Genomic DNA, 18,851 nt, shown 5'->3' on the forward strand with positions numbered 1-18,851 from the left:
GCCGGAGCCGCCGCGCCCTGGACCTGCTCCTGGCGGGCGACCTCCTGCTCGGGCGTGCCGCCGGCGGCGCTCACGCCGCCACCACCGTGACGCCGTCGTCGTCCACGACGAGCCGGACGGCGGCCAGGTCGCGCACGACGACGTCCGCGTCGAGGCCGTCGGGCGGCGTCGTCGTCGTGACGGCGAGGGTGGCGCAGCCGGCGGCGCGGGCCCCGGCGAGGCCGGCGGGCGCGTCCTCGACGACGAGGCAGCGGGCCGGGTCGACGCCCAGCCGCTCGGCGGCCAGCCGGAAGGGCTCCGGGTCGGGCTTGCCGTGGGTGACGTCGTCGGCCGTGACGAGGACGGACGGCGCCGTGATGCCGGAGGCCGCCACCCGCGCGGCCGCGAGCGGGCGCGTGCACGACGTCGCGATGGCCGACCGCCCGGCCGGCAGGGCGGCGAGGGCCTCGGCGGCGCCGGGCAGCGGCGTGATGCCGTCGGTGTCGGCGACCTCGAGCGCCTCGATGCGGCGCACCGCGTCGGGCACCCGCTCCGCGGGGACGAGCGCCGCGGCGATGGCGCGGGCCGGGACGCCGTGCCACCCGAGGAGCCGCTCGAGCGGAACGCCCTCGGCCTCGGCCCAGCGCGCCCAGCACCGCTCGACGGACGGGGTGGAGTCGATGAGCGTGCCGTCCATGTCGAAGAGGACGGCCGCGAAGGGCCCCCGGCCGGGGTAGAGGTCCGTGCCGGCGGCCGCGGGGGCCGGCGGCGCGGCCGGCTCGTCGACGGGCTCGGGGGCCGTCCCGTCGGGCGGCGGCGGGCCGGCGGTGGTCTCGGGCGCAGCGGTCTCGGCCATGCGCGCGACCCTACGGCGACCGGGGCCCGCGACCGCCGCCCGGCGTGGCCGCGCTCCCGGCCACCTCGGCCCCCTCCCGCCGTCCCCTCGCCGTCCCCTCCGGCACATCGGCGCCCTCCTGCCACGGGACCGGCCTCCTGCCGGCACATCGGCGCCCTCCTGCCGTCGGGGTGGCCCTCTCCCGGCAGATCGGCGCTCTCCCGCCGTCGGGGCCCCCGGCGCCGGACCGCGTGCGAGCATCCCCGGGTGACCGCCCCCGCCGTCCGCTCGTCCCCCGGTGCGCGCCTGCGGGCGCCGTCGCGGCTGGTCGGCGTCGACGCCGCCCGGGGGGTCGCCCTGCTCGGCATGGTCGCGACGCACGTGCTCGCGCTGTCCGTCCTCGACGAGGCCACCTTCCTCGAGGAGCCGACCGCGACGGCGCTCGTGGCCGCGGGGCGCGCCTCGGCCCTCTTCGCCGTCCTCGCGGGCGTCTCGCTGGCCCTCGCGACGGGCGGGACGCGCGCCCCCGCCGGCCGCGGCCTCGTCGCCGCCCGGCTCGGGACGGCGGCGCGCGCGGTCGTCGTCGCGGCGATCGGGCTCGTCGTCGGGTCCTTCGGCGCCCCCGTCGCGGTCATCCTCGTCAACTACGGGCTGCTCTTCCTGCTCGTGCTGCCCGTGCTCGGCTGGGGCCCGCGGCGGCTCCTGCCCCTCGGCGCGGCGTGGCTGCTCGTCGTGCCGGTCCTGCTGCACCCGCTCCGCGACGCCGTGGTCGGGGCCGGGCTCCTGCCGGTCGGCCCGGGCGCCAGCACGTCGCTGGCGTCGCTCGCCGACCCCGGTCTCATGGTCGGCGAGCTCTTCCTCACCGGGTACTACCCCGTCCTGTCCTGGGCGGGCTTCGTCGTCCTCGGCCTCGGCGTCGGCCGCCTGGACCTGCGCCGCGCGTCGACGACCGCCCTCGTCGCCCTCGGCGGGCTCGTGGCGGCCGCAGGGTCGGCCGTCGTCGCCGGCGTGCTGACGCCCGTCGCCCTGCCCTTCCTCTCGTTCCCCGAGGGCTTCTACGGCTCGTCCGGCGACCTCGTCACGTCCCTGCAGACCGGCCTCTACGGCACCACGCCGACGACGACCTGGTGGTGGCTTGTCGTCGACGCCCCCCACAGCGGCACCCCGGTGGACCTGGCCGGGGTCGCCGGCTCGGCGCTCGTCGTCGTGGGCGTCCTCGTCCTCGCCGCGCAGCACCTCCCCCGCGTGGTCCGGTGGCTGCTCTGGCCGCTGGCCGCGGCCGGCTCGATGACGCTGACGCTCTACTCGCTGCACGTGCTCTCGTTGGGCCTCCTCCGGGCGTGGGAGGCCGGCGGCGGCATCCCGCCGTCCGAGGGCACCGTCTACGCGCTGCAGGTCGTCGGGCTGCTGGTCCTCGGCTGCCTCTGGCAGCTCACCGGCCTGCGCGGCCCCCTCGAGGCCCTCGTCGCCTCCGCGAGCCGGGCCGCGAGGAGCGGCCTCCGCTGAGGTGTGCGCGTCGATCTGACGGTCTGCCGTCACATCGACGCGCACCCCTCCGGCGTCCACAGGCGCACCCGCACCGACGGCGCCGCTGCGCCACCCTCCCCCCGTGCAGCGGCACCTCCTGCCCCCGGTCCTCGAGGCCGTCGCCGACGCCCAGGCACGGTGCGTGTCGCGACGGCAGCTGGCCGAGCACGGGGTCGGGCCGGGCGTCGTCGCGCGTCGGGTGCGAGCGGGCCTGTGGCAGACGGCGGGCCCCCGCTGCGTCGTCCTGCACCGCGGCCCCCTGGGGGCGACCGAGCGGCGGTGGGCGGCGGTGCTGACCACCGACGGCGTGCTCGGCGGTCTCACCGCCCTGGCGGTCCACGGGCTCGACGGGTGGCCCCGCGACGCCGTCGAGGTCGTCGTGCCTCGCTCCGCCGGACGCGCCGTCCCGCCGTGGGTGCGACGGCGGACGACGACGGACCCGGACGGTGCGGCGGTCACGCACCGCGGCGGCCTGCCCGTGCACCGGGTCGAACGGGCCGCCCTCGACGCCGCCGCGTGGTCGGCGGCCGCCCGGACGGCCGGCGGCCTCGTCGCCGCGGTGGTGCAGCAGCGGCTGACGACCGCCGAGCGCCTGCTCGCCGAAGCGGACGCCCGGGGCTCGTCGCCCTGGCGGCACCGCGCCGAGGTGCTGAAGGTGCTCGCCGACGTCGCCGGCGGCTCGCAGGCGTTGAGCGAGGTCGACCTCCTCCGCCTCGTGCGCCGTCACCGCCTCCCACCGCCGGAGCAGCAGGTGCGGCGGCACGACGCGGCCGGCCGGGTGCGCTACCTCGACGCCCTGTGGCGCCGCGCCGACGGCACGTGCGTCCTCCTCGAGGTGGACGGGGTCGGCCACCTCGACGAGTCGCGCTGGTACGACGACCTCCTGCGGGCCGCCGAGGTGGCGGCGGCCGGCGACGTCGTCCTCCGCCTGCCCGCCCGCGCCCTCCGGGTCGACGCCGCGCGGGTCGCCGCGCTGCTGCGCCGTCATCTCGGGACGTCTGCGTGTCGATCTGACGGTCTGCCGTCACATCGACGCACACACCTCGCCGGGTGACGTCAGGCGTGGAGGGAGATCGCGTGCCGGGCCGCGGCGCGGGCGCGGCGGCGGTCGCCGGCGGCGTCGTACGCCAGCGAGAGGCGGAACCAGCTCGCCCAGTCGTGGGGGGCGGCGTCGACCTCGGCCCTCGACGCCTCGAAGAGGCGGGCGGCGTCCTCGCGGACGACGCGGCCGGAGGGGCGACGGCGCAGGTCGTCGACGGGGAGGGCGCCGGCGGCGTCGAGCTCGCGGGCCAGCCGCTGCGTCGCCAGGCCGAAACGGAGCTCGCGGAGCACCGCCCACCCGCACAGCAGGGGCACGAGGAGGACGGCGAGGCCCAGCCCGACGCCGACCGGCTCGCCCGTCGACAGCAGGCGCACCCCCTGCTGCACGAGCAGCCCCAGGTAGAGCAGGGACAGCGCGAGCAGGACGCCGACGACGACCTTGGTGCGCACTACGCCCCCGCCCTGCCGGGCCCCGGGCCGGGCCCGTCCAGGTCGAGCAGGTGGTCGAGCCCGACGGCGAGGCCCGGATGGTCCGCGACCGTCCGGACGCCGAGGAGCACGCCCGGCATGAACGACTCCCGGTCGAAGGAGTCGTGACGGATCGTCAGCTGCTCGCCCGGCGCGCCGAGGAGGACCTCCTCGTGCGCGACGAGCCCGCGCAGCCGGACGCTGTGGACCCGGACGCCGTCGACGTCCGCGCCGCGGGCGCCGTCGAGGCCGCTCGTCGTCGCGTCCGGCGAGGGGCCGACGCCGGCGGCGCGGCGGGCCTCGGCGACGAGCCGGGCGGTGCGCACCGCCGTGCCCGAGGGCGCGTCGACCTTGTCGGGGTGGTGGAGCTCGACGACCTCGACGGACTCGTAGAAGCGGGCGGCCTGGGCGGCGAAGCGCATGGCCAGCACCGCGCCGAGGGCGAAGTTGGGCGCCACGAGGACGCCGGTGCGCGGCTCCTCCCCGAGCGCGCCCCGGACGGCGGCGAGCCGGGCCTCGTCCCACCCGGTCGTCCCGACGACGGCGTGCACGCCGTGGCGCACGCACCAGTCGACCTGGGCCGGCGCCGCGTCCGGCACGGTCAGGACGACGGCGACGTCGGGCCGCGCCGCACCGAGCACGTCGTCGAGGTCGTCCCCGCGGTGCACGCGGGCGACGAGCTCGAGGTCCGGGGCGGCGTCGACGGCGCGGCAGGCCGCCGCCCCCATCCGGCCGCCCGCCCCGAGGACGGCGACGCGCAGGGCGCTCACGCCGCGGGCCCGGCCGGACGTGCGGCGCGCGGGGCGACGGCGTCGAGCGCCAGCGCCGTCGCGAGGGCCGCCTCGACGGCCTCCCGCCCCTTGTCCTCGCGGCTGCCGGGCAGGCCCGCCCGGTCGAGGGCCTGCTCGACGGTGTCGACGGTCAGCACGCCGAAGCCGACGGGGACGCCGGTGCGGACGGCGACGTCGGTGAGCGCCTGGGTGGCGGACAGGCAGACGTACTCGAAGTGCGGCGTCCCGCCCCGGACGACGACGCCGAGGGCCACGACCACGTCGACGACGGGCGCGAGCCGGGCCGCGGCGACGCCGAGCTCGACCGTGCCGGGCACGCGGACGTCGAGGACGTCGGTGACGCCGGCGTCGTCCAGCGCGGCGCGGGCGCCGGCCAGGAGCCCGCCCATGACCTCCTCGTGCCAGGACGCCGCGACGACGGCGACCCGCAGGTGCCCGGCCCCGGCGAGCGCGGGACGGGGCGCGCCCTCGCCGCTCATGCGCCCACCAGCCCGTGCAGCGGGAGGACGTGGCCCATGCGGTCGCGCTTGACCTCGAGGTAGCGGGCCGCCTCGGCGCCCGCGGGCACCACGAGCGGCACCCTCCCCCTCACGACGACGCCGTGCTCCGCCACGCCTGCCTCCTTCTCCGGGTTGTTCGTCAGCAGCCGGGCGCTCCGCACGCCCAGCGCGCGCAGCACCGCGGCCGGTGCGCCGTACTCGCGGGCGTCGGCCGGCAGCCCGAGGCGCAGGTTCGCCTCGACCGTGTCCGCGCCCTCGTCCTGCTCGGCGTAGGCGGCCACCTTGGCGGCCAGCCCGATGCCCCGGCCCTCGTGGCCGCGGACGTACACCACCACGCCGTCGCCCTCCGCGGCCACCGCGGCCAGGGCGGCGCGCAGCTGGGGGCCGCAGTCGCAGCGCCGCGAGCCCAGGGCGTCGCCGGTGAGGCACTCCGAGTGCACGCGCACGAGGACGTCGTCCGCGGGGAGCCCGCGGCGCCCGCCGCCCGGCGCCTCGGGGACGAGGGCGACGTGCTCGGTGCCCGTCGCCGGCTCGACGAAGGCGTGGGCGGTGAAGCGGCCGGACGCCGTCGGCAGGCTCGCCACGGCCCCGCGGACGACGCGCCCCTGCTCGGCCGGGGGCTCCTGCGGGGCGTCGACGGCGGCGAGGTGCTCGGCGACCTGCCCGATCGTCACGAGCGGCAGGTCGTGCGCGTCGGCGAAGGCACGGCAGCCCTCGCCGCGGAGCATGCCGCCGCGGGGGTCGGCGTCGTCGACGATCTCGGCGATGAGCCCGACCGGCGGGAGACCGGCGAGGCGGCAGAGGTCGACGGCGGCCTCGGTGTGGCCGGGCCGCTCGCGCACGCCCCCGGCCCGGGCGCGCAGGGGCAGCACGTGGCCGGGACGGCGCAGGTCGGCCGGGCGGCTCGCCGGGTCGGCGAGGACCGCGAGGGTGCGGGCGCGGTCGGTCGCGCTGATGCCCGTCGTCGTGCCCTCGAGCGCGTCGACGGTGAGCGTGTACGCCGTGCCGTGGGCGTCGCCGCCCGCGCCGGCGAAGGGGGCCGCCATGAGCGGCAGCGCCAGGCGGTCGGCGACCTCGGGGGTCATCGGCGCGCAGAGGAGGCCGCTCGTCCAGCGGACGACGAAGGCCACCGTCTCGGGCGTCGCGAGCGACGCCGCGACGACGAGGTCGCCCTCGTCCTCGCGGTCCACCCCGTCGAGCACGACGACGGGCCGCCCGGCGGCCAGCGCCGCGAGGGCGTCGGCGACGTCGTCGACCCGGACGGTGGGCCGCTCGGCGTCGACGGTCACGGCGTCGGGGCCGGTCTCGCCCGCCTCGGCGGCGGGCACCTCGACGGTGCCGGGCAGGTCCTCGGGGCCGACGGGCCGCGGGCCGCTCATCGGGCCACCGCCCCGGGGCCGGTGAGCAGCCGCTCGACGTGCTTGGCGAGGACGTCGACCTCGAGGTTGACGGCGTCCCCGACGGCGCGGGCGCCGAGCGTCGTGGCCGTCAGCGTCGTCGGGATGAGCCCTACCTCGAACCAGGACCGCTCCGCGGCGAGGTCCAGGCCGCCGGGACCCTCGGCCGGGCCGTCGTCGCCGACGCCCGTGACCGTCAGCGAGACGCCGTCGACGGTGATGGAGCCCTTCTCCGCGACGTAGCGCGCGAGCGACGTCGGGACGGAGAAGCGCAGGAGGTCCCAGCGCTCCCCCGGCGTGCGGGCGAGGAGGTGGCCGACGCCGTCGACGTGGCCCTGGACGACGTGGCCGCCGAGCCGCGCGTCGGCGCGCAGCGCCCGCTCGAGGTTGACCGGGTCGCCCGGGCGGCGGGCCCCGAGGGCGGTCCGCCGCAGCGTCTCCCCCATGACGTCGGCGGTGAGGACGCCGTCCGCGGCCTCGCCCACGACGGTGAGGCAGACGCCGTCCACGCTGATCGAGTCGCCCTCGCGGGCGTCCTCCGTCACGCGCGGGCCGCGCACGCGCAGCCGCGCGTCGTCCCCCGCCACCTCGATCGCGACGACCTCGCCGCGCTCCTCCACGATGCCCGTGAACATCCGCTCCTCCTCCTGACGCCGGGCCCACGGGCCGGGACGTCCGGGCCGGCGCGGGCCCCGGAGGGGTCGTGCGGGAGGCAGCTCCGCCGGTCGGGGCGGTCGGTGAGCAGGGGTGCGCGGACGACGTCGTCACGCCGGCGGGGAGCCCGCGGCGGGACGACGGCGCGCTGCGCACCACCGGGCCACCGCGTGCTGCCTCCCCTCCGGACTCTCACCGTCGGTCCCGGAGTTCCACCGGCTCGGCCGTGGCGGCCGTCGCGCCTGGAGGGCGCGGGGTCACCGCGGTTCGCGGACTGTCACCGCCGGTTCGGAATTGCACCGACCCCGGGAGCACGCGCTGGACGGGGCGCTGGCCACGTCGAGCCCTCCTATGGTGCCACCGTCCGCGGCCGGGTGCGTACCGCGCAGGCCCGACCGGGGACGGCGCACGCCGGAGGCGTCAGCGCAGCACGTGGACGGAGCCGACGGAGTCCCGCTCGTCCACCCCCGGGCTCGGGCGGACCAGGACCACCTCGAGCCCGGGCACGTCCCGCAGCTCGACCGGCAGGGTCACCCAGGAGACGGTGGGCCCGAGGTCCGCCGTGCAGGCCCGTGCCGGGGCGACGTCGACGGTGACGACGAGCCGCCGTGGCCCGTCCGGTCGCCACCGGTCCACGAGCGCGGGGCAGCTGCTGCTCCCGTAGGTCGTCACGCGCAGAGAGGTCGGCGTCCGCAGCACCTCGTCCCCGGGGACGTGGGTGACGTCCGCCGCCCGGGGCGTGCCGGCGTCGATCTCCCGTGGCGCGAGCAGCCAGGGCTCGCCGCCCACGGCGGACGGCGGGGGGTCGGGCTCGACCGGCGCCGCCGCGGCGGCGCCCCCCAGGACGGCGAGCAGCACGAGGGGGACGAGGACCCGGCGACGGCGCACGCGCCTCGGACGCCCCCGGCCGCCGGGCGGTTCCGGGCGCGCGCCGCCGGGAGCGACGAACGGCAGGTCCCCGCGGTCGGGTACCTGCCGTCCGTCCGTCCCTGGCGCGCCGTCAGGGGGCGACGGGCACCGGGTCGTCGTCGAAGGGGCCGAGGACGAGCAGGGAGCGCGGGGCGGCGAGCAGCTCGCCGGCGAGCGCCACGACGTCGTCCGCCGTGACGGCCGCGATGCGGGCGAGCGACTCGTCGACACCCGTGAAGCGGCCGTGGACGAGCTCGGCCCGCGCGAGGCGGGTCATGCGCGCGCCGGAGTCCTCCATGCCGAGGACGAGCGAGCCCGAGAGCTGGCCCTTGCCGCGGCGCAGCTCGTCCTCGCCGAGCCCGTCGCGGGCCAGGAGGGCCCACTGCTCGGCGAGCAGCTCGGTCACCTGCGGCACCCGCGACGGCGTGCACCCGGCGTAGAGGCCGAAGAGCCCGTCGTCGCTGTACCCCGCGTCGAAGGCGTACGTCGAGTAGGCCAGGCCCCGGCGCTCGCGGACCTCCTGGAAGAGGCGCGAGCTCATGCCGCCGCCGAGGACGGCCACGAGGACGCCGAGCACCCAGCGGCGCTCGTCGGTCGCCGTGAGGCCCGGCCCGCCGAGGAGGACGTGCGCCTGCTCGGTGTCCCGCTCGAGGGTCAGCACTCCGCCGGGGCGGAGCGTGCTCGGCAGGGGCTCCCCCGCCGGGCCGCCGGTGCGCCGCGGCAGCGGGACGGCGTCCGCCCCCGCCGGCCACCCCGCGCGGGCGAGGGCCTGCTCGACGAGCGCGCAGACGGCGTCGTGCTCGAGGCCGCCCGCCGCCGTGACGACGAGGCCCTCCGGCACGTAGTGGCGCCGGTAGTGCGCCTCGACGGCGTCGCGCGTGGCCGCCTCGATGTCGGCGGGCGTCCCGCCGATCGGGCGGCCGAGCGGTGTGTCGCCGTGCACGAGCAGCGAGAACCGCTCGTGCGCGACGTCGTCGTCGTCGTCCTCGGCGGCCGCGAGCTCCTCGAGGATGACGCCGCGCTCGCCGTCGACGTCCTCGGCGCGCAGCGACGCCGAGGTGACCATGTCGAGCGTGACGTCGACCGCCACGGGCAGGTCGGTGTCGAGCACCCGGGCGTAGTAGGAGGTGTTCTCCTTGCCCGTCGAGGCGTTGGCGTCGCCGCCCACCTCGTCGAACGCCGCGGCGATGTCCATCGCCGACCGGCGCCCGGTGCCCTTGAAGAGCAGGTGCTCGAGGAAGTGCGTCGAGCCCCGCTGGTGGTCGGCCTCGTCGCGGCTGCCGACGCCGACCCACGCGCCGAGGGTCGCCGAGCGGAGCCCGGGGACCGCCTCGGTGAGGACGACGGCGCCGCCGGGCAGGACGGTGCGGCGGACGCGCGCACCCTCCCGCCCGGCGGCGTCGGTCTCGGCGACGCCCGAGGGCGTGCCGAGGGAGGCCAGGGGGACCGGCATCAGATGTTGGCGGCCTCCGCCTGGGCGCCCTGCGCGTCGCCGTCCTCGGCGCCCTCGGCGAGCACCGGCTCGAGCGACAGCTTGCCGCGCGGGTCGATCTCGGCGATCTGCACCTGGACCTTCTGGCCGACCCCGAGGACGTCGTCGACGGAGTCGATGCGCTTGCCGCCCACCATCTTGCGGATCTGCGAGATGTGGAGCAGGCCGTCCTTGCCCGGGGTGAGCGAGACGAAGGCGCCGAACGTCGTCGTCTTCACGACGGTGCCGACGAAGCGCTCGCCGACCTCCGGCATCTGCGGGTTGGCGATGGCGTTGACCATCGACCGCGCCGCCTCGGCGGACGGGCCGTCCGTCGCGCCGATGTAGACCGTGCCGTCGTCCTCGATGGAGATGTCGGCGCCGGTCTCGTCCTGGATCTGGTTGATCATCTTGCCCTTCGGGCCGATGACCTCGCCGATCTTGTCGACGGGGACCTGGACGGAGATGACGCGCGGCGCGTGCGGGCTCATCTCGTCGGGCGCGTCGATGGCCTCGGCCATGACGTCGAGGATGTGCAGGCGGGCGTCGCGGGCCTGCGTGAGGGCACCGGCGAGCACCGAGGCGGGGATGCCGTCGAGCTTGGTGTCCAGCTGGATCGCCGTGACGAACTCCTTGGTGCCGGCGACCTTGAAGTCCATGTCACCGAAGGCGTCCTCGGCCCCGAGGATGTCCGTGAGCGCCGCGTAGCGGGTCTCGCCGTCCACCGTGTCGGTGATGAGGCCCATGGCGATGCCGGCGACCGGGGCGCGCAGCGGCACACCGGCGTTGAGCAGCGACAGGGTCGAGGCGCAGACCGAGCCCATCGAGGTCGAGCCGTTGGAGCCCAGCGCCTCGGAGACCTGGCGGATCGCGTAGGGGAACTCCTCGCGGCTCGGCAGGACCGGCACGAGCGCCCGCTCGGCGAGCGCGCCGTGGCCGATCTCGCGGCGCTTGGGCGAGCCCACGCGCCCCGTCTCGCCGGTGGAGAACGGCGGGAAGTTGTAGTTGTGCATGTACCGCTTGCGCGTCACCGGGCCGAGCTGGTCGATCTGCTGCTCCATGCGGAGCATGTTGAGCGTCGTGACGCCGAGGATCTGCGTCTCGCCGCGCTCGAAGAGCGCGGAGCCGTGGACGCGCGGGATGACCTCGACCTCGGCACCGAGGGTGCGGATGTCGGCGAGGCCGCGGCCGTCGATGCGGACGCCGTCGCGCAGGACGCGCTGGCGGACCAGCTTCTTCGTCAGCGAGCGGAAGGCGGCGGAGACCTGCTTCTCGCGGCCCTCGAAGGCGTCGGCGAGCTCGCCGCGCACCGAGTCCTTGACGGCGTCAATCTCCGCCTCGCGCTCCTGCTTGCCGGCGATGGTGAGGGCCTGCGCGAGGCGCTCGGTGCCCGCCTGCTCGACGGCGGCGAAGACGTCGTCGTCGTAGTCGAGGAAGCGGGGGAACTCGACGGTCTCCTTGGCGGCGCCGTCGGCGAGCTGCTGCTGCGCCGCGCAGAGCTGCGCGATGAAGGGCTTGGCGGCCTCGAGGCCGGCCGCGACGACCTCCTCGGTCGGCTTGGTGGCGCCCTCGGAGACGAGGTGCCACGAGCCCTCGGTGGCCTCGGCCTCGACCATCATGATCGCGACGTCGGCGGAGTCGCCGGAACCGACGACGCGGCCGGCGACGACCATGTCGAAGACGGCGCGCTCCATCTGGCTGTGCTTGGGGAAGGCGACCCACTGCCCGTCGACGAGCGCCACGCGGACGCCGCCGATGGGGCCGGAGAAGGGCAGGCCCGAGAGCTGCGTCGAGAGCGACGCCGCGTTGATCGCGAGGACGTCGTAGGCGTCGTCGGGGTCGAGCGCGAGGACCGTGATGACGACCTGGACCTCGTTGCGCAGCCCCGAGACGAAGGACGGGCGCAGCGGCCGGTCGATGAGGCGGCAGGTGAGGATCGCGTCGGTGCCGGGGCGGCCCTCGCGGCGGAAGAACGAGCCGGGGATGCGCCCGGCGGCGTACATGCGCTCCTCGACGTCCACCGTGAGGGGGAAGAAGTCGAAGTGGTCCTTGGGGTGCTTGCCGGCCGTGGTGGCCGACAGGAGCATCGACTCGCCGTCGAGGTAGGCCGCGACGGAGCCGGCGGCCTGGCGGGCGAGGCGCCCGGTCTCGAAGCGGATGGTGCGGGTGCCGAAGGAGCCGTTGTCGATGACGGTCTCGACGGCGCTGGGGGTGGTCTCCACGAAGGAGGCTCCTGTTCGTCGCTGGTGGGGTGCCGGGGCGACGACGGCCGGAGGCCAGTACCCGATCGAGGCCCACGGGCCCGGCGCTCTCGCGCCCTCCCGGGGGCCACCACCGAGGACCGGCGGGCCGGCGCGTCGACGCGCGGGGCTCGCGGTGCCCGGCGTCCGGCCGGGTCGCGGCGGGGCCTGGGCCCCTGCTGGTGGTGCTGGTGGTGCTCCTGCTCAGGTGCAGGTCGTGCCGGTGGTGCGGCCGCGCCGGGTCAGCCCCGGACGCGGCGACGCCGCCCCTCGCAGGAGGGGCGGCGTCGGGGCGTCAGCGGCGGAGGCCGAGACGCGCGATGAGGTCGCGGTAGCGGTTGACGTCCTGCTTCGCGACGTAGCCGAGGAGGCGGCGGCGCTGGCCGACCAGCAGCAGCAGCCCGCGGCGGCTGTGGTGGTCGTGCTTGTGCTCCTTGAGGTGCTCGGTCAGGTCGGTGATGCGCTGGGTCAGCATCGCGACCTGCACCTCCGGCGAGCCGGTGTCGCCCTCGTGCGTGGCGTACTCGGTCATGATGCGCTGCTTGGTGGCGCTGTCGAGGGGCACTGCTCTCCCTGGGGTTCGTTGCGCGGTGCGCCGGGGCGGGTCCACCCGGGCTCTCTGGGTCCGCGGCCGATCGGACGGCTCTCCCAGGGTAGCAGCGCGGCGTCCGCGGACCTCCGCGCGCGGCCGTCGGCGCCCGCGGTGGTGCCCGGCCGTCCTCACGGGACGGCCGGGCACCGGCCGGGGCCGGGAGGTCAGGCGCAGTCGACCGGCGTCGCCTGGACGAGGTCGTAGGCGGCCCGCTCGTCCATCAGCAGCGGGATGACGCCCCGCGCCGGCTGGCCCATGGGCACCCGCGCGGTCCCGTCGGCCCGCTCCACCACGCGGATGTCGTGGAGCGACAGCGTGCTGCTCACGGCGTCGAGCTGCTCGCCGGTGAGGTCGTAGGCGCACGGCGGGTCGAGCAGGAGCTCGGACGACGTCGGCAGCACGTTGTCCGCACCCCCGAAGCGGATGTAGCCCTCCCCCGCCGCGCCGAGCCGCGCGGCCTCCCGCTCGGCGGCCGCGGTCTCGCGGCGCAGCTCCGCGCCCTGGGTGCGGAGCATGTCGAGCGAGCCGCGGAGCGCGAGGACGTTCGTGTCGACGCGGCGGTTGGTGTTGACGGTCGGGTCCGCCTGCTCCTCGGCCGTCAGCGCCCGGGTCTGGGACTCGGTGAGCTGGCCCACCGTGTGCTTGAGGCCGACGGCGTTGCGCATGATCCGCTCGTCGCCGTCGCCCGCCACCTGCGCGATCGGCTCGCCGCCCGGCCCGTTCCAGATGCCGTAGACGCCGGTGCTCCAGCCCTCGGCCTCGACCGCCGGGTCGATGAAGTCGTCGGCCAGCTCGACGGCGCGCGCCCGCAGGCCCTCGTCGACGTTGAGGTTGCGAGGCCACAGGCGGATGAGGTCGCGGTCGTAGACGTCGGCCCGGCCGCCGTACTCGTGGACGTCGACGACCATCTCCGGGTCGTAGTCGCGCACGAGCGCGGCGATCGTCTGCGCCTCCAGCGTCTCGAGCGCGAGGTGGTCGCGGTTGACGTCGACGCCGTCGGCGTTGGCGCGCGTGTTGGCCGCGCGGCCGTCGGGGTTGACGGTGGGGACGACGAGGACGGTCGACCGGCGCAGGAGCTGCTGCGTGGCGGGGCTCGTGTCGAGGGCGACGTCGCGGACGACCTCGAGGCACCCCTCGCGGGCGGCCGGCTCGTTGCCGTGCTGGAGGCAGGTGACGAGGATGCTCGGGCGCTGGGCCACCTCGCGCGCCGAGAGCTGGCGGGTGCCGATCTGCACGAGCTGGATCGGACGGCCGGCGGCCGTCGTGGCCAGCGTGCTGATGCCGACGCGGTCGCTCGCCGCGTCGACCGCCGCGAGGAAGCTCTGCTCCTCCTCGAGGGTCGTCCACGCCGCACCGCCGGACGTCTCGAAGCCCGTGCGGGGGGCGTCCGCGGGCAGCACGGGCTCGGCGGCGGCCAGGGCCGTGACGGGGGCCTCGGGCGCGTCCGCCGCCCCCGCGGCGACGGGGGCGCCGGTGAGGGCGAGGACCGCGCCGAGGCCGACGGCGACGAGGCTGCGGCGGCGGGCGGACGAGGGAGCGGAGGGGCGACGCTGCACGGACGGCTCCTGGCGTGGGGGGAGCCCGGCGTCTCGTGGACGTACCGGGCCGAGGTGGGCGAAGCGGACATGCTCACCCGACCACCCGGTGCACCCCCGGTCAAGGGGGTCGGCGCGTGGTGCCCACCACGGGCCGTCGCGCTCAGCCGGCGGCGAGGACCTCACGGGCCGTCGCGACGTCGAGCGCCATCTGGTCGCAGAGCGCCTCCACGCCGTCGAAGCGCAACGTGTCCCGCAGCCGCTCGACGAGCTCGACCCGCACCCGGACGCCGTAGAGGTCGAGGGGCGCGCCCGCCGGGACGTCGAGCACGAAGGCCTCGACCCGTCGCTCGAGCCCGTCGAAGGTCGGGTTGGTCCCCACCGACACCGCGGCCGGCCGGCGCTCGCCGGCGCGCACGCCGCCGCCGGGACGGCCGTCCCCCAGCGCGGTCAGCCACCCGGCGTAGACGCCGTCGGCGGGCACGAGCCCCTCGGCGTCCGCCGAGAGGTTGGCCGTGGGGTAGCCCAGCTCGCGGCCGCGGTGGTCGCCGTGGACGACCTCCCCGACGACGCGGTGCGGGCGGCCGAGGACCGCGGCGGCCCCGCGGACGTCGCCGGCGGCCAGCAGCTCGCGCACCCAGGAGGAGGACCAGCGCCGCCCGTCGGACACGGCGTCGTCGAGGACGACGACCTCGAGGTCCACCTCGGCCGCGAGCGCGTGCATGACCGCGAGGTCGCCGGAGTTCCCGACGCCGAAGCGGACGTCGTGGCCGACGACGGCGACGCGCATGCCGAGGGCCCCGACGAGGTCCTCGTGCACCCACTGGCGCGGCGTCCGTGCGGCCAGCGCGTGGTCGAAGGGCAGCACGACGACGCCGTCGAGACCGGTGCCCTCGAGCAGGTCCAGCCGCTCCGCCATCCCTGTCAGCAGCGCGGGCGCGCGGTCGGGGTGCAGGACCTGGAGCGGGTGGGGGTCGAAGGTCACCGCGAGCGCGCGGCGCCCCGCCGCCCGGGCGCGGGCGACGACCTCGTCGACGAGGACGCGGTGGCCGCGGTGGACGCCGTCGAAGTTGCCGACGGCGACGACGGAGCCCTGCGGGGCCAGGGGCACGTCCCCCAGCCGGGTCCAGCGCTCCACGCGGGGCGCCCTCCTCCTGCTGCTGCCGCCGGCGGTGGCCGGCGGGGCGGGCACCGCCCGCACCGCCCACTGTGCCAGCCCGCGGCGGCACGCCACGGCCCGCCCCCGCCGTCGGGGGCGGGCCCGGGTGTCAGCGGCGCGGCTCGCCCGCCGTCGCCGCGGCGGGCGCGTCCTGGCCCATCTCCTCCAGCGACTTGCCCTTCGTCTCGGTGATCTTGATCTTGACGAAGAAGAACGAGATGACGGCGAAGACCGTGTACATGAGGTACGTCGCCCACAGGGACACGTCCTGCGACATGACGGGGAAGCTGACGGTGACGGCGAAGTTGGCCACCCACTGCATGGCCGCGGCCACGGCCAGGCCGGCGGCGCGGATGCGGTTGGGGAACATCTCGCCCAGGAGGACCCAGACGACCGGTCCCCACGAGGCGCCGAAGGCGACGACGAAGAGGTTGGCCCCGACGAGGGCGATGACGCCCCACGGGGAGCCGAGCGTGGCCGTCGTCGTGCCGTCCCCGGCGTCGACGAGCTGCGCCTGCGTGAAGGCCACCGTCACGGCGCCGAGCCCGAGGGCCATGCCCGCCGAGCCGGCGAGGAGCAGGGGCTTGCGGCCGACCTTGTCGACGAAGGCGACGGCCACGAGGGTGACGAGGACGTTGAGCACCGCGGTGCCGACGGAGATCGAGAAGGAGTCCGACTCGGCGAAGCCGACCGACTGCCACAGCGTCGTCGAGTAGTAGAAGATCACGTTGATCCCGACGAGCTGCTGCAGCGCCGACAGGATGATGCCCACCCAGACGACGGGCTGGAGCCCGAACCGCGGGCCGCGGAGGTCCCGCATGGACGGGCGGTCGTCCCGCTGGAGGCTCTTGCGGATCTCCGCGACCATCGCGTCCGGGCGGCGCAGGTCGAGCTTGTCGCGGAAGACGCGCAGCGCCTCCTGCGTGCGGCCGCGGGAGACGAGGTAGCGCGGCGACTCGGGGATGAGCAGCGCGAGCACGCCGTAGACGACGGACGGCACGACGCCCGCGAGGAGCATCCAGCGCCAGGCCTCGAGCCCCCACAGGTCGGCGCCGGCCCCGCCCGCCTGGCCGGCGAGGAAGGCGTTGGACAGCAGCGCCGTGAAGATGCCGAGCGTGATGGCGAGCTGCTGGAACGAGGCGAGGCGCCCGCGGATCGCGCTGGGCGAGATCTCCGCGATGTAGGCGGGGGCGAGGACGGACGCCATGCCGATGCCGGCGCCGCCGATCACCCGCCACAGCGCGAGGTCCCACGCGGCGAAGGCGAAGCCCGACCCGATCGACGAGATGGTGAAGAGGAAGGCCGCGACCACCATCGCGCGGGTGCGCCCGATGCGGTCGGCCAGCGTGCCCGCGAACCAGGCGCCGGCCGCGGCGCCCACGAGGGCGACGGCCACGACGACGCCGACGACGATGGCGTCGAGGCCGAACTGCTCGCCGACGGCGTCGACGGCGCCGTTGATGACCGAGGAGTCGAAGCCGAAGAGGAACCCGCCGACGGCCGCGGCCACCGCGAGCGCGATGACCTTGCCGTGGTGCTCCTCGAGGGGCGCCTCTCCCCCGCGGGCGGCGTCCCCGCCCCTGCCCTGCCGTGCGTCCTGGCTGCTCACCGGTGCTCCCACCCGCTCGACGTGCGTCGCCGGGGTGCCGGTGCGCTCGTCCGTCCTACTCCCCGTGCGCCGCTCGCGCAGCCCGGGGCACGGGGCGGAAGCGGGCCCGCGCGGTCAGGCGGGGGCGAGGACGAGGACGGGGCGGGTCACGCCCCGCTCGTCGCGCACGAGCGCCACGAGGGTGCCGTCCGGGGCGACGGCGGCGACGGGGGCGGCCTCGGTGCCCGCGGGGCCGTCGGGGTCGGGCGCCAGGCGGCGGCCGTGCGCGAGGTCGGCCGCCTCGTCGGCGGTCAGCCGGCGGACGCCGAAGGCCGCCGCCGCCGCGTCGGCGACGGGCAGCAGGCTCGTCAGCGGCCCGGCGTCGGCCTCGGCGGCGAGCTCGTCGGGGGTGCGGGCGCCGTCGAGCCCGTAGGGCCCCACACGGGTGCGCCGCAGGGCGGTGAGGTGCCCGCCCGTGCCGAGCGCGGCGCCGAGGTCGCGGGCCAGCGCCCGCACGTAGGTGCCGGAGCTGACGACGACCGTGACGTCGAGGTCGAGGACGGGACGGCCGGTGACGCCGGTCGCCCGGGCGGCCCCGTGGACGTCGAAGGCGGAGACGGTGACGGGGCGTGCGGCCAGGACGACCTCCTCGCCGCCGCGCACCCGCGCGTAGGCGCGCTGCCCGTCGACCTTGATGGCCGACACCGAGCTCGGGACCTGCTGCAGCGCACCGGTGAGCGCCGCGACGCCGGCCCGGAGCGGCTCCCCGTCCGGGTCGACGTCGCGCGCGCCGGCCGGCGTGCCGACGTCGGGGAGCGGCTCGCCCTCGGCGTCGTCGGTGGTGGTCGACTCCCCCAGCCGGACGACGGCGTCGTACGCCTTGTCCGCGCCGACGAGGTAGGTGAGCAGCCGCGTGGCCCGCCCGACCCCGACGACGAGCACGCCCGTCGCCAGGGGGTCGAGCGTGCCCGCGTGGCCGACCCGCCGGGTGCCCGCGACCCGGCGGAGCCGCGCGACGACGTCGTGGCTCGTCCAGCCCTGCGGCTTGTCGACGACGAGGAGTCCGCCCGGGCCCTCCGTCGACAGGTCGCCGCGGCGGCTCACCGGCGGCGGGCCCGCACGTCGGGGTCGAGGACGTCGTCGCCGAGGCGCTCCGGCCCGGGGCGGGCGTCGGGGTCGTGCGCGACGTCCTCGACCTCGTCGTCCTCGAGGTCGTCGTCGTCCTCGTCGTCCTCGAGGTCGGCCTCGGGGCGGTACGGGTCCGCCTCGCCGGCGTACTCGGCGGACGCGGCGAGGCCCGCGACGGCGGCGTCCTGCTCGCGGGCGGCGCGTAGGAGGTCCTCGATCGCCTGGGCGTTCTCGGGGACGGCGTCCTCGACGAACTCCAGGGTCGGCGTGAGCCGGACGCCGGTGCGGCGGCCGACCTCCGCGCGCAGCACGCCCCGGGCGCTGGCGAGCGCCTGCGCCGTGTCCTGCTTCTCCGACTGGTCGCCGAAGACCGTGTAGAAGACCGTCGCGTGCTGGAGGTCGCCCGTCACCCGGGCGGCCGTGATGGTGACGAAGCCCAGCCGCGGGTCCTTGATGCGGCGCTCGAGCGTCTCGGCGACCACCACCTTGATGCGGTCGGCGAGCTTGCGGGCCCTCGCGGGGTCGGCCATCGGTCCTCCTCGGCGGTGGCGGGGCCTGGGCCCCGCCGGTGGTCGCCCGCGGCAGCCCGCGGGCAGGTCGGTCGGGTGGTGCGGGCGGCCGGGCCTGCCCGGTCGCCCCGGTCGTGGCCGTCGGCTCGACGGCCTCGCCCGCTCAGTCGTCGGTGTCGGACCGCACGAGGCGGCGCGCCTGCAGCAGCTGCAGCTCGGGGCGGTCCGCGGCCACGCGCTCGGCGCGGTCGAGGACCTCCCCGACCCGGGCGGCGTCGGCCGCGACGACGCCGACCGACACCTCCGCGCGGCGGTGGAGGTCGAGGGCCCCCGTCTCGGCGACGGAGACCTCGAGCCGCCGCAGCGCGGCGACGAGCGGCCGGACGACGGCGCGCTTGGCCTTGAGGGAGCCCACGTCGGCGGGCAGGAGCAGGTCGAGCACGAGCGCGCCGACGAACACGGGTCCCCTCCTCGGTGGCCGGTGGCCCGGGACGAGCCCGGCGGGCGCCCCCAGGGGGACGCCCGCCG

Annotated in this window: 18 protein-coding genes and 1 riboswitch; of the genes, 2 read left to right on the forward strand and 16 right to left on the reverse strand. The window is 77.2% G+C overall.

Translation table 11 applies throughout. The annotated features are described in order from the left end of the window. Positions 1-70: 70 nt before the first annotated feature. Positions 71-835, reverse strand: coding sequence for an HAD-IA family hydrolase (locus EDC03_RS06285; protein ID WP_123379379.1), 765 nt, complete (start codon positions 833-835; stop codon positions 71-73). 246 nt (positions 836-1,081) lie between these two features. Here EDC03_RS06285 and EDC03_RS06290 point away from each other — a divergent pair, with 246 nt between their 5' ends. Continuing rightward, complete coding sequence (locus EDC03_RS06290) at positions 1,082-2,320, forward strand: heparan-alpha-glucosaminide N-acetyltransferase domain-containing protein (RefSeq protein WP_123379380.1); 1,239 nt, start codon at positions 1,082-1,084, stop codon at positions 2,318-2,320. Positions 2,321-2,423: 103 nt separating this feature from the next. Next, on the forward strand, positions 2,424-3,395 hold the full coding sequence (locus EDC03_RS06295; protein WP_123379381.1) for a hypothetical protein: 972 nt from the start codon (positions 2,424-2,426) through the stop codon (positions 3,393-3,395). Between the two features lie 2 nt (positions 3,396-3,397). Here EDC03_RS06295 and EDC03_RS06300 read toward each other — a convergent pair whose 3' ends face one another. The 15 genes from EDC03_RS06300 to EDC03_RS06370 form a co-directional block, all read right to left on the reverse strand. Continuing rightward, a complete protein-coding gene (locus EDC03_RS06300) occupies positions 3,398-3,832 on the reverse strand; it encodes a hypothetical protein (RefSeq protein WP_123379382.1) in 435 nt (144 codons plus the stop codon). Then, positions 3,832-4,620, reverse strand: a complete 789-nt coding sequence (dapB, locus tag EDC03_RS06305; RefSeq protein WP_123379383.1) for a 4-hydroxy-tetrahydrodipicolinate reductase — start codon at positions 4,618-4,620, stop codon at positions 3,832-3,834. The genes EDC03_RS06300 and dapB overlap by 1 nt, the downstream gene beginning before the upstream one ends. After that, the gene (gene ribH, locus EDC03_RS06310; protein WP_123379384.1) at positions 4,617-5,120 is read right to left on the reverse strand and encodes a 6,7-dimethyl-8-ribityllumazine synthase; all 504 of its coding nucleotides are present in this window, start codon (positions 5,118-5,120) and stop codon (positions 4,617-4,619) included. Before ribH ends, dapB begins: the two co-directional genes overlap by 4 nt. After that, entirely contained in the window at positions 5,117-6,520 is a 1,404-nt protein-coding gene (gene ribA / locus EDC03_RS06315; protein ID WP_123379385.1) for a GTP cyclohydrolase II, read from the reverse strand. Before ribA ends, ribH begins: the two co-directional genes overlap by 4 nt. After that, entirely contained in the window at positions 6,517-7,173 is a 657-nt protein-coding gene (locus tag EDC03_RS06320; RefSeq protein ID WP_123379386.1) for a riboflavin synthase, read from the reverse strand. The genes ribA and EDC03_RS06320 overlap by 4 nt, the downstream gene beginning before the upstream one ends. A gap of 187 nt (positions 7,174-7,360) precedes the next feature. Then, positions 7,361-7,509, reverse strand: a riboswitch (FMN riboswitch). A 103-nt stretch (positions 7,510-7,612) separates the two neighbouring features. Then, positions 7,613-8,080, reverse strand: a complete 468-nt coding sequence (locus tag EDC03_RS06325; RefSeq protein ID WP_123379387.1) for a hypothetical protein — start codon at positions 8,078-8,080, stop codon at positions 7,613-7,615. A 112-nt stretch (positions 8,081-8,192) separates the two neighbouring features. Continuing rightward, positions 8,193-9,554 carry a M16 family metallopeptidase gene (locus tag EDC03_RS06330; RefSeq protein WP_123379388.1) on the reverse strand — a complete coding sequence of 454 codons (1,362 nt, stop codon included), beginning with the start codon at positions 9,552-9,554 and terminating at the stop codon, positions 8,193-8,195. Further along, positions 9,554-11,794, reverse strand: a complete 2,241-nt coding sequence (locus EDC03_RS06335; protein ID WP_123379389.1) for a polyribonucleotide nucleotidyltransferase — start codon at positions 11,792-11,794, stop codon at positions 9,554-9,556. The genes EDC03_RS06330 and EDC03_RS06335 overlap by 1 nt, the downstream gene beginning before the upstream one ends. A gap of 313 nt (positions 11,795-12,107) precedes the next feature. Beyond that, the gene (gene rpsO, locus EDC03_RS06340) at positions 12,108-12,377 is read right to left on the reverse strand and encodes a 30S ribosomal protein S15 (RefSeq protein WP_123379390.1); all 270 of its coding nucleotides are present in this window, start codon (positions 12,375-12,377) and stop codon (positions 12,108-12,110) included. 191 nt (positions 12,378-12,568) lie between these two features. Beyond that, a complete protein-coding gene (locus EDC03_RS06345; RefSeq protein WP_123379391.1) occupies positions 12,569-13,960 on the reverse strand; it encodes a M14 family zinc carboxypeptidase in 1,392 nt (463 codons plus the stop codon). 142 nt (positions 13,961-14,102) lie between these two features. Then, positions 14,103-15,077: a bifunctional riboflavin kinase/FAD synthetase gene (locus EDC03_RS06350; RefSeq protein ID WP_123379392.1), complete on the reverse strand. Its 975-nt coding sequence runs from the start codon at positions 15,075-15,077 to the stop codon at positions 14,103-14,105. A 130-nt stretch (positions 15,078-15,207) separates the two neighbouring features. After that, on the reverse strand, positions 15,208-16,707 hold the full coding sequence (locus tag EDC03_RS06355; protein WP_123379393.1) for a sugar porter family MFS transporter: 1,500 nt from the start codon (positions 16,705-16,707) through the stop codon (positions 15,208-15,210). A 114-nt stretch (positions 16,708-16,821) separates the two neighbouring features. Beyond that, complete coding sequence (gene truB / locus EDC03_RS06360) at positions 16,822-17,790, reverse strand: tRNA pseudouridine(55) synthase TruB (RefSeq protein WP_123379394.1); 969 nt, start codon at positions 17,788-17,790, stop codon at positions 16,822-16,824. Then, positions 17,787-18,344: a 30S ribosome-binding factor RbfA gene (rbfA, locus tag EDC03_RS06365; RefSeq protein WP_123379395.1), complete on the reverse strand. Its 558-nt coding sequence runs from the start codon at positions 18,342-18,344 to the stop codon at positions 17,787-17,789. The genes truB and rbfA overlap by 4 nt, the downstream gene beginning before the upstream one ends. A gap of 142 nt (positions 18,345-18,486) precedes the next feature. After that, positions 18,487-18,783, reverse strand: a complete 297-nt coding sequence (locus EDC03_RS06370) for a DUF503 domain-containing protein (RefSeq protein ID WP_123379396.1) — start codon at positions 18,781-18,783, stop codon at positions 18,487-18,489. Between the last annotated feature and the right edge of the window lie 68 nt (positions 18,784-18,851).

The sequence above is a fragment of the Pseudokineococcus lusitanus genome, from assembly GCF_003751265.1.
Classification (GTDB): domain Bacteria; phylum Actinomycetota; class Actinomycetes; order Actinomycetales; family Quadrisphaeraceae; genus Pseudokineococcus; species Pseudokineococcus lusitanus.

What these genes read in the sequence shown, in the direction of transcription:
- ribA (WP_123379385.1), bottom strand. Translation starts at nt 6,520, where the DNA reads ATGAGCGGCCCGCGGCCCGTCGGCCCCGAGGACCTGCCCGGCACCGTC.
- ribH (WP_123379384.1), bottom strand. Translation starts at nt 5,120, where the DNA reads ATGAGCGGCGAGGGCGCGCCCCGTCCCGCGCTCGCCGGGGCCGGGCAC.
- EDC03_RS06320 (WP_123379386.1), bottom strand. Translation starts at nt 7,173, where the DNA reads ATGTTCACGGGCATCGTGGAGGAGCGCGGCGAGGTCGTCGCGATCGAG.
- EDC03_RS06285 (WP_123379379.1), bottom strand. Translation starts at nt 835, where the DNA reads ATGGCCGAGACCGCTGCGCCCGAGACCACCGCCGGCCCGCCGCCGCCC.
- EDC03_RS06330 (WP_123379388.1), bottom strand. Translation starts at nt 9,554, where the DNA reads ATGCCGGTCCCCCTGGCCTCCCTCGGCACGCCCTCGGGCGTCGCCGAG.
- rbfA (WP_123379395.1), bottom strand. Translation starts at nt 18,344, where the DNA reads ATGGCCGACCCCGCGAGGGCCCGCAAGCTCGCCGACCGCATCAAGGTG.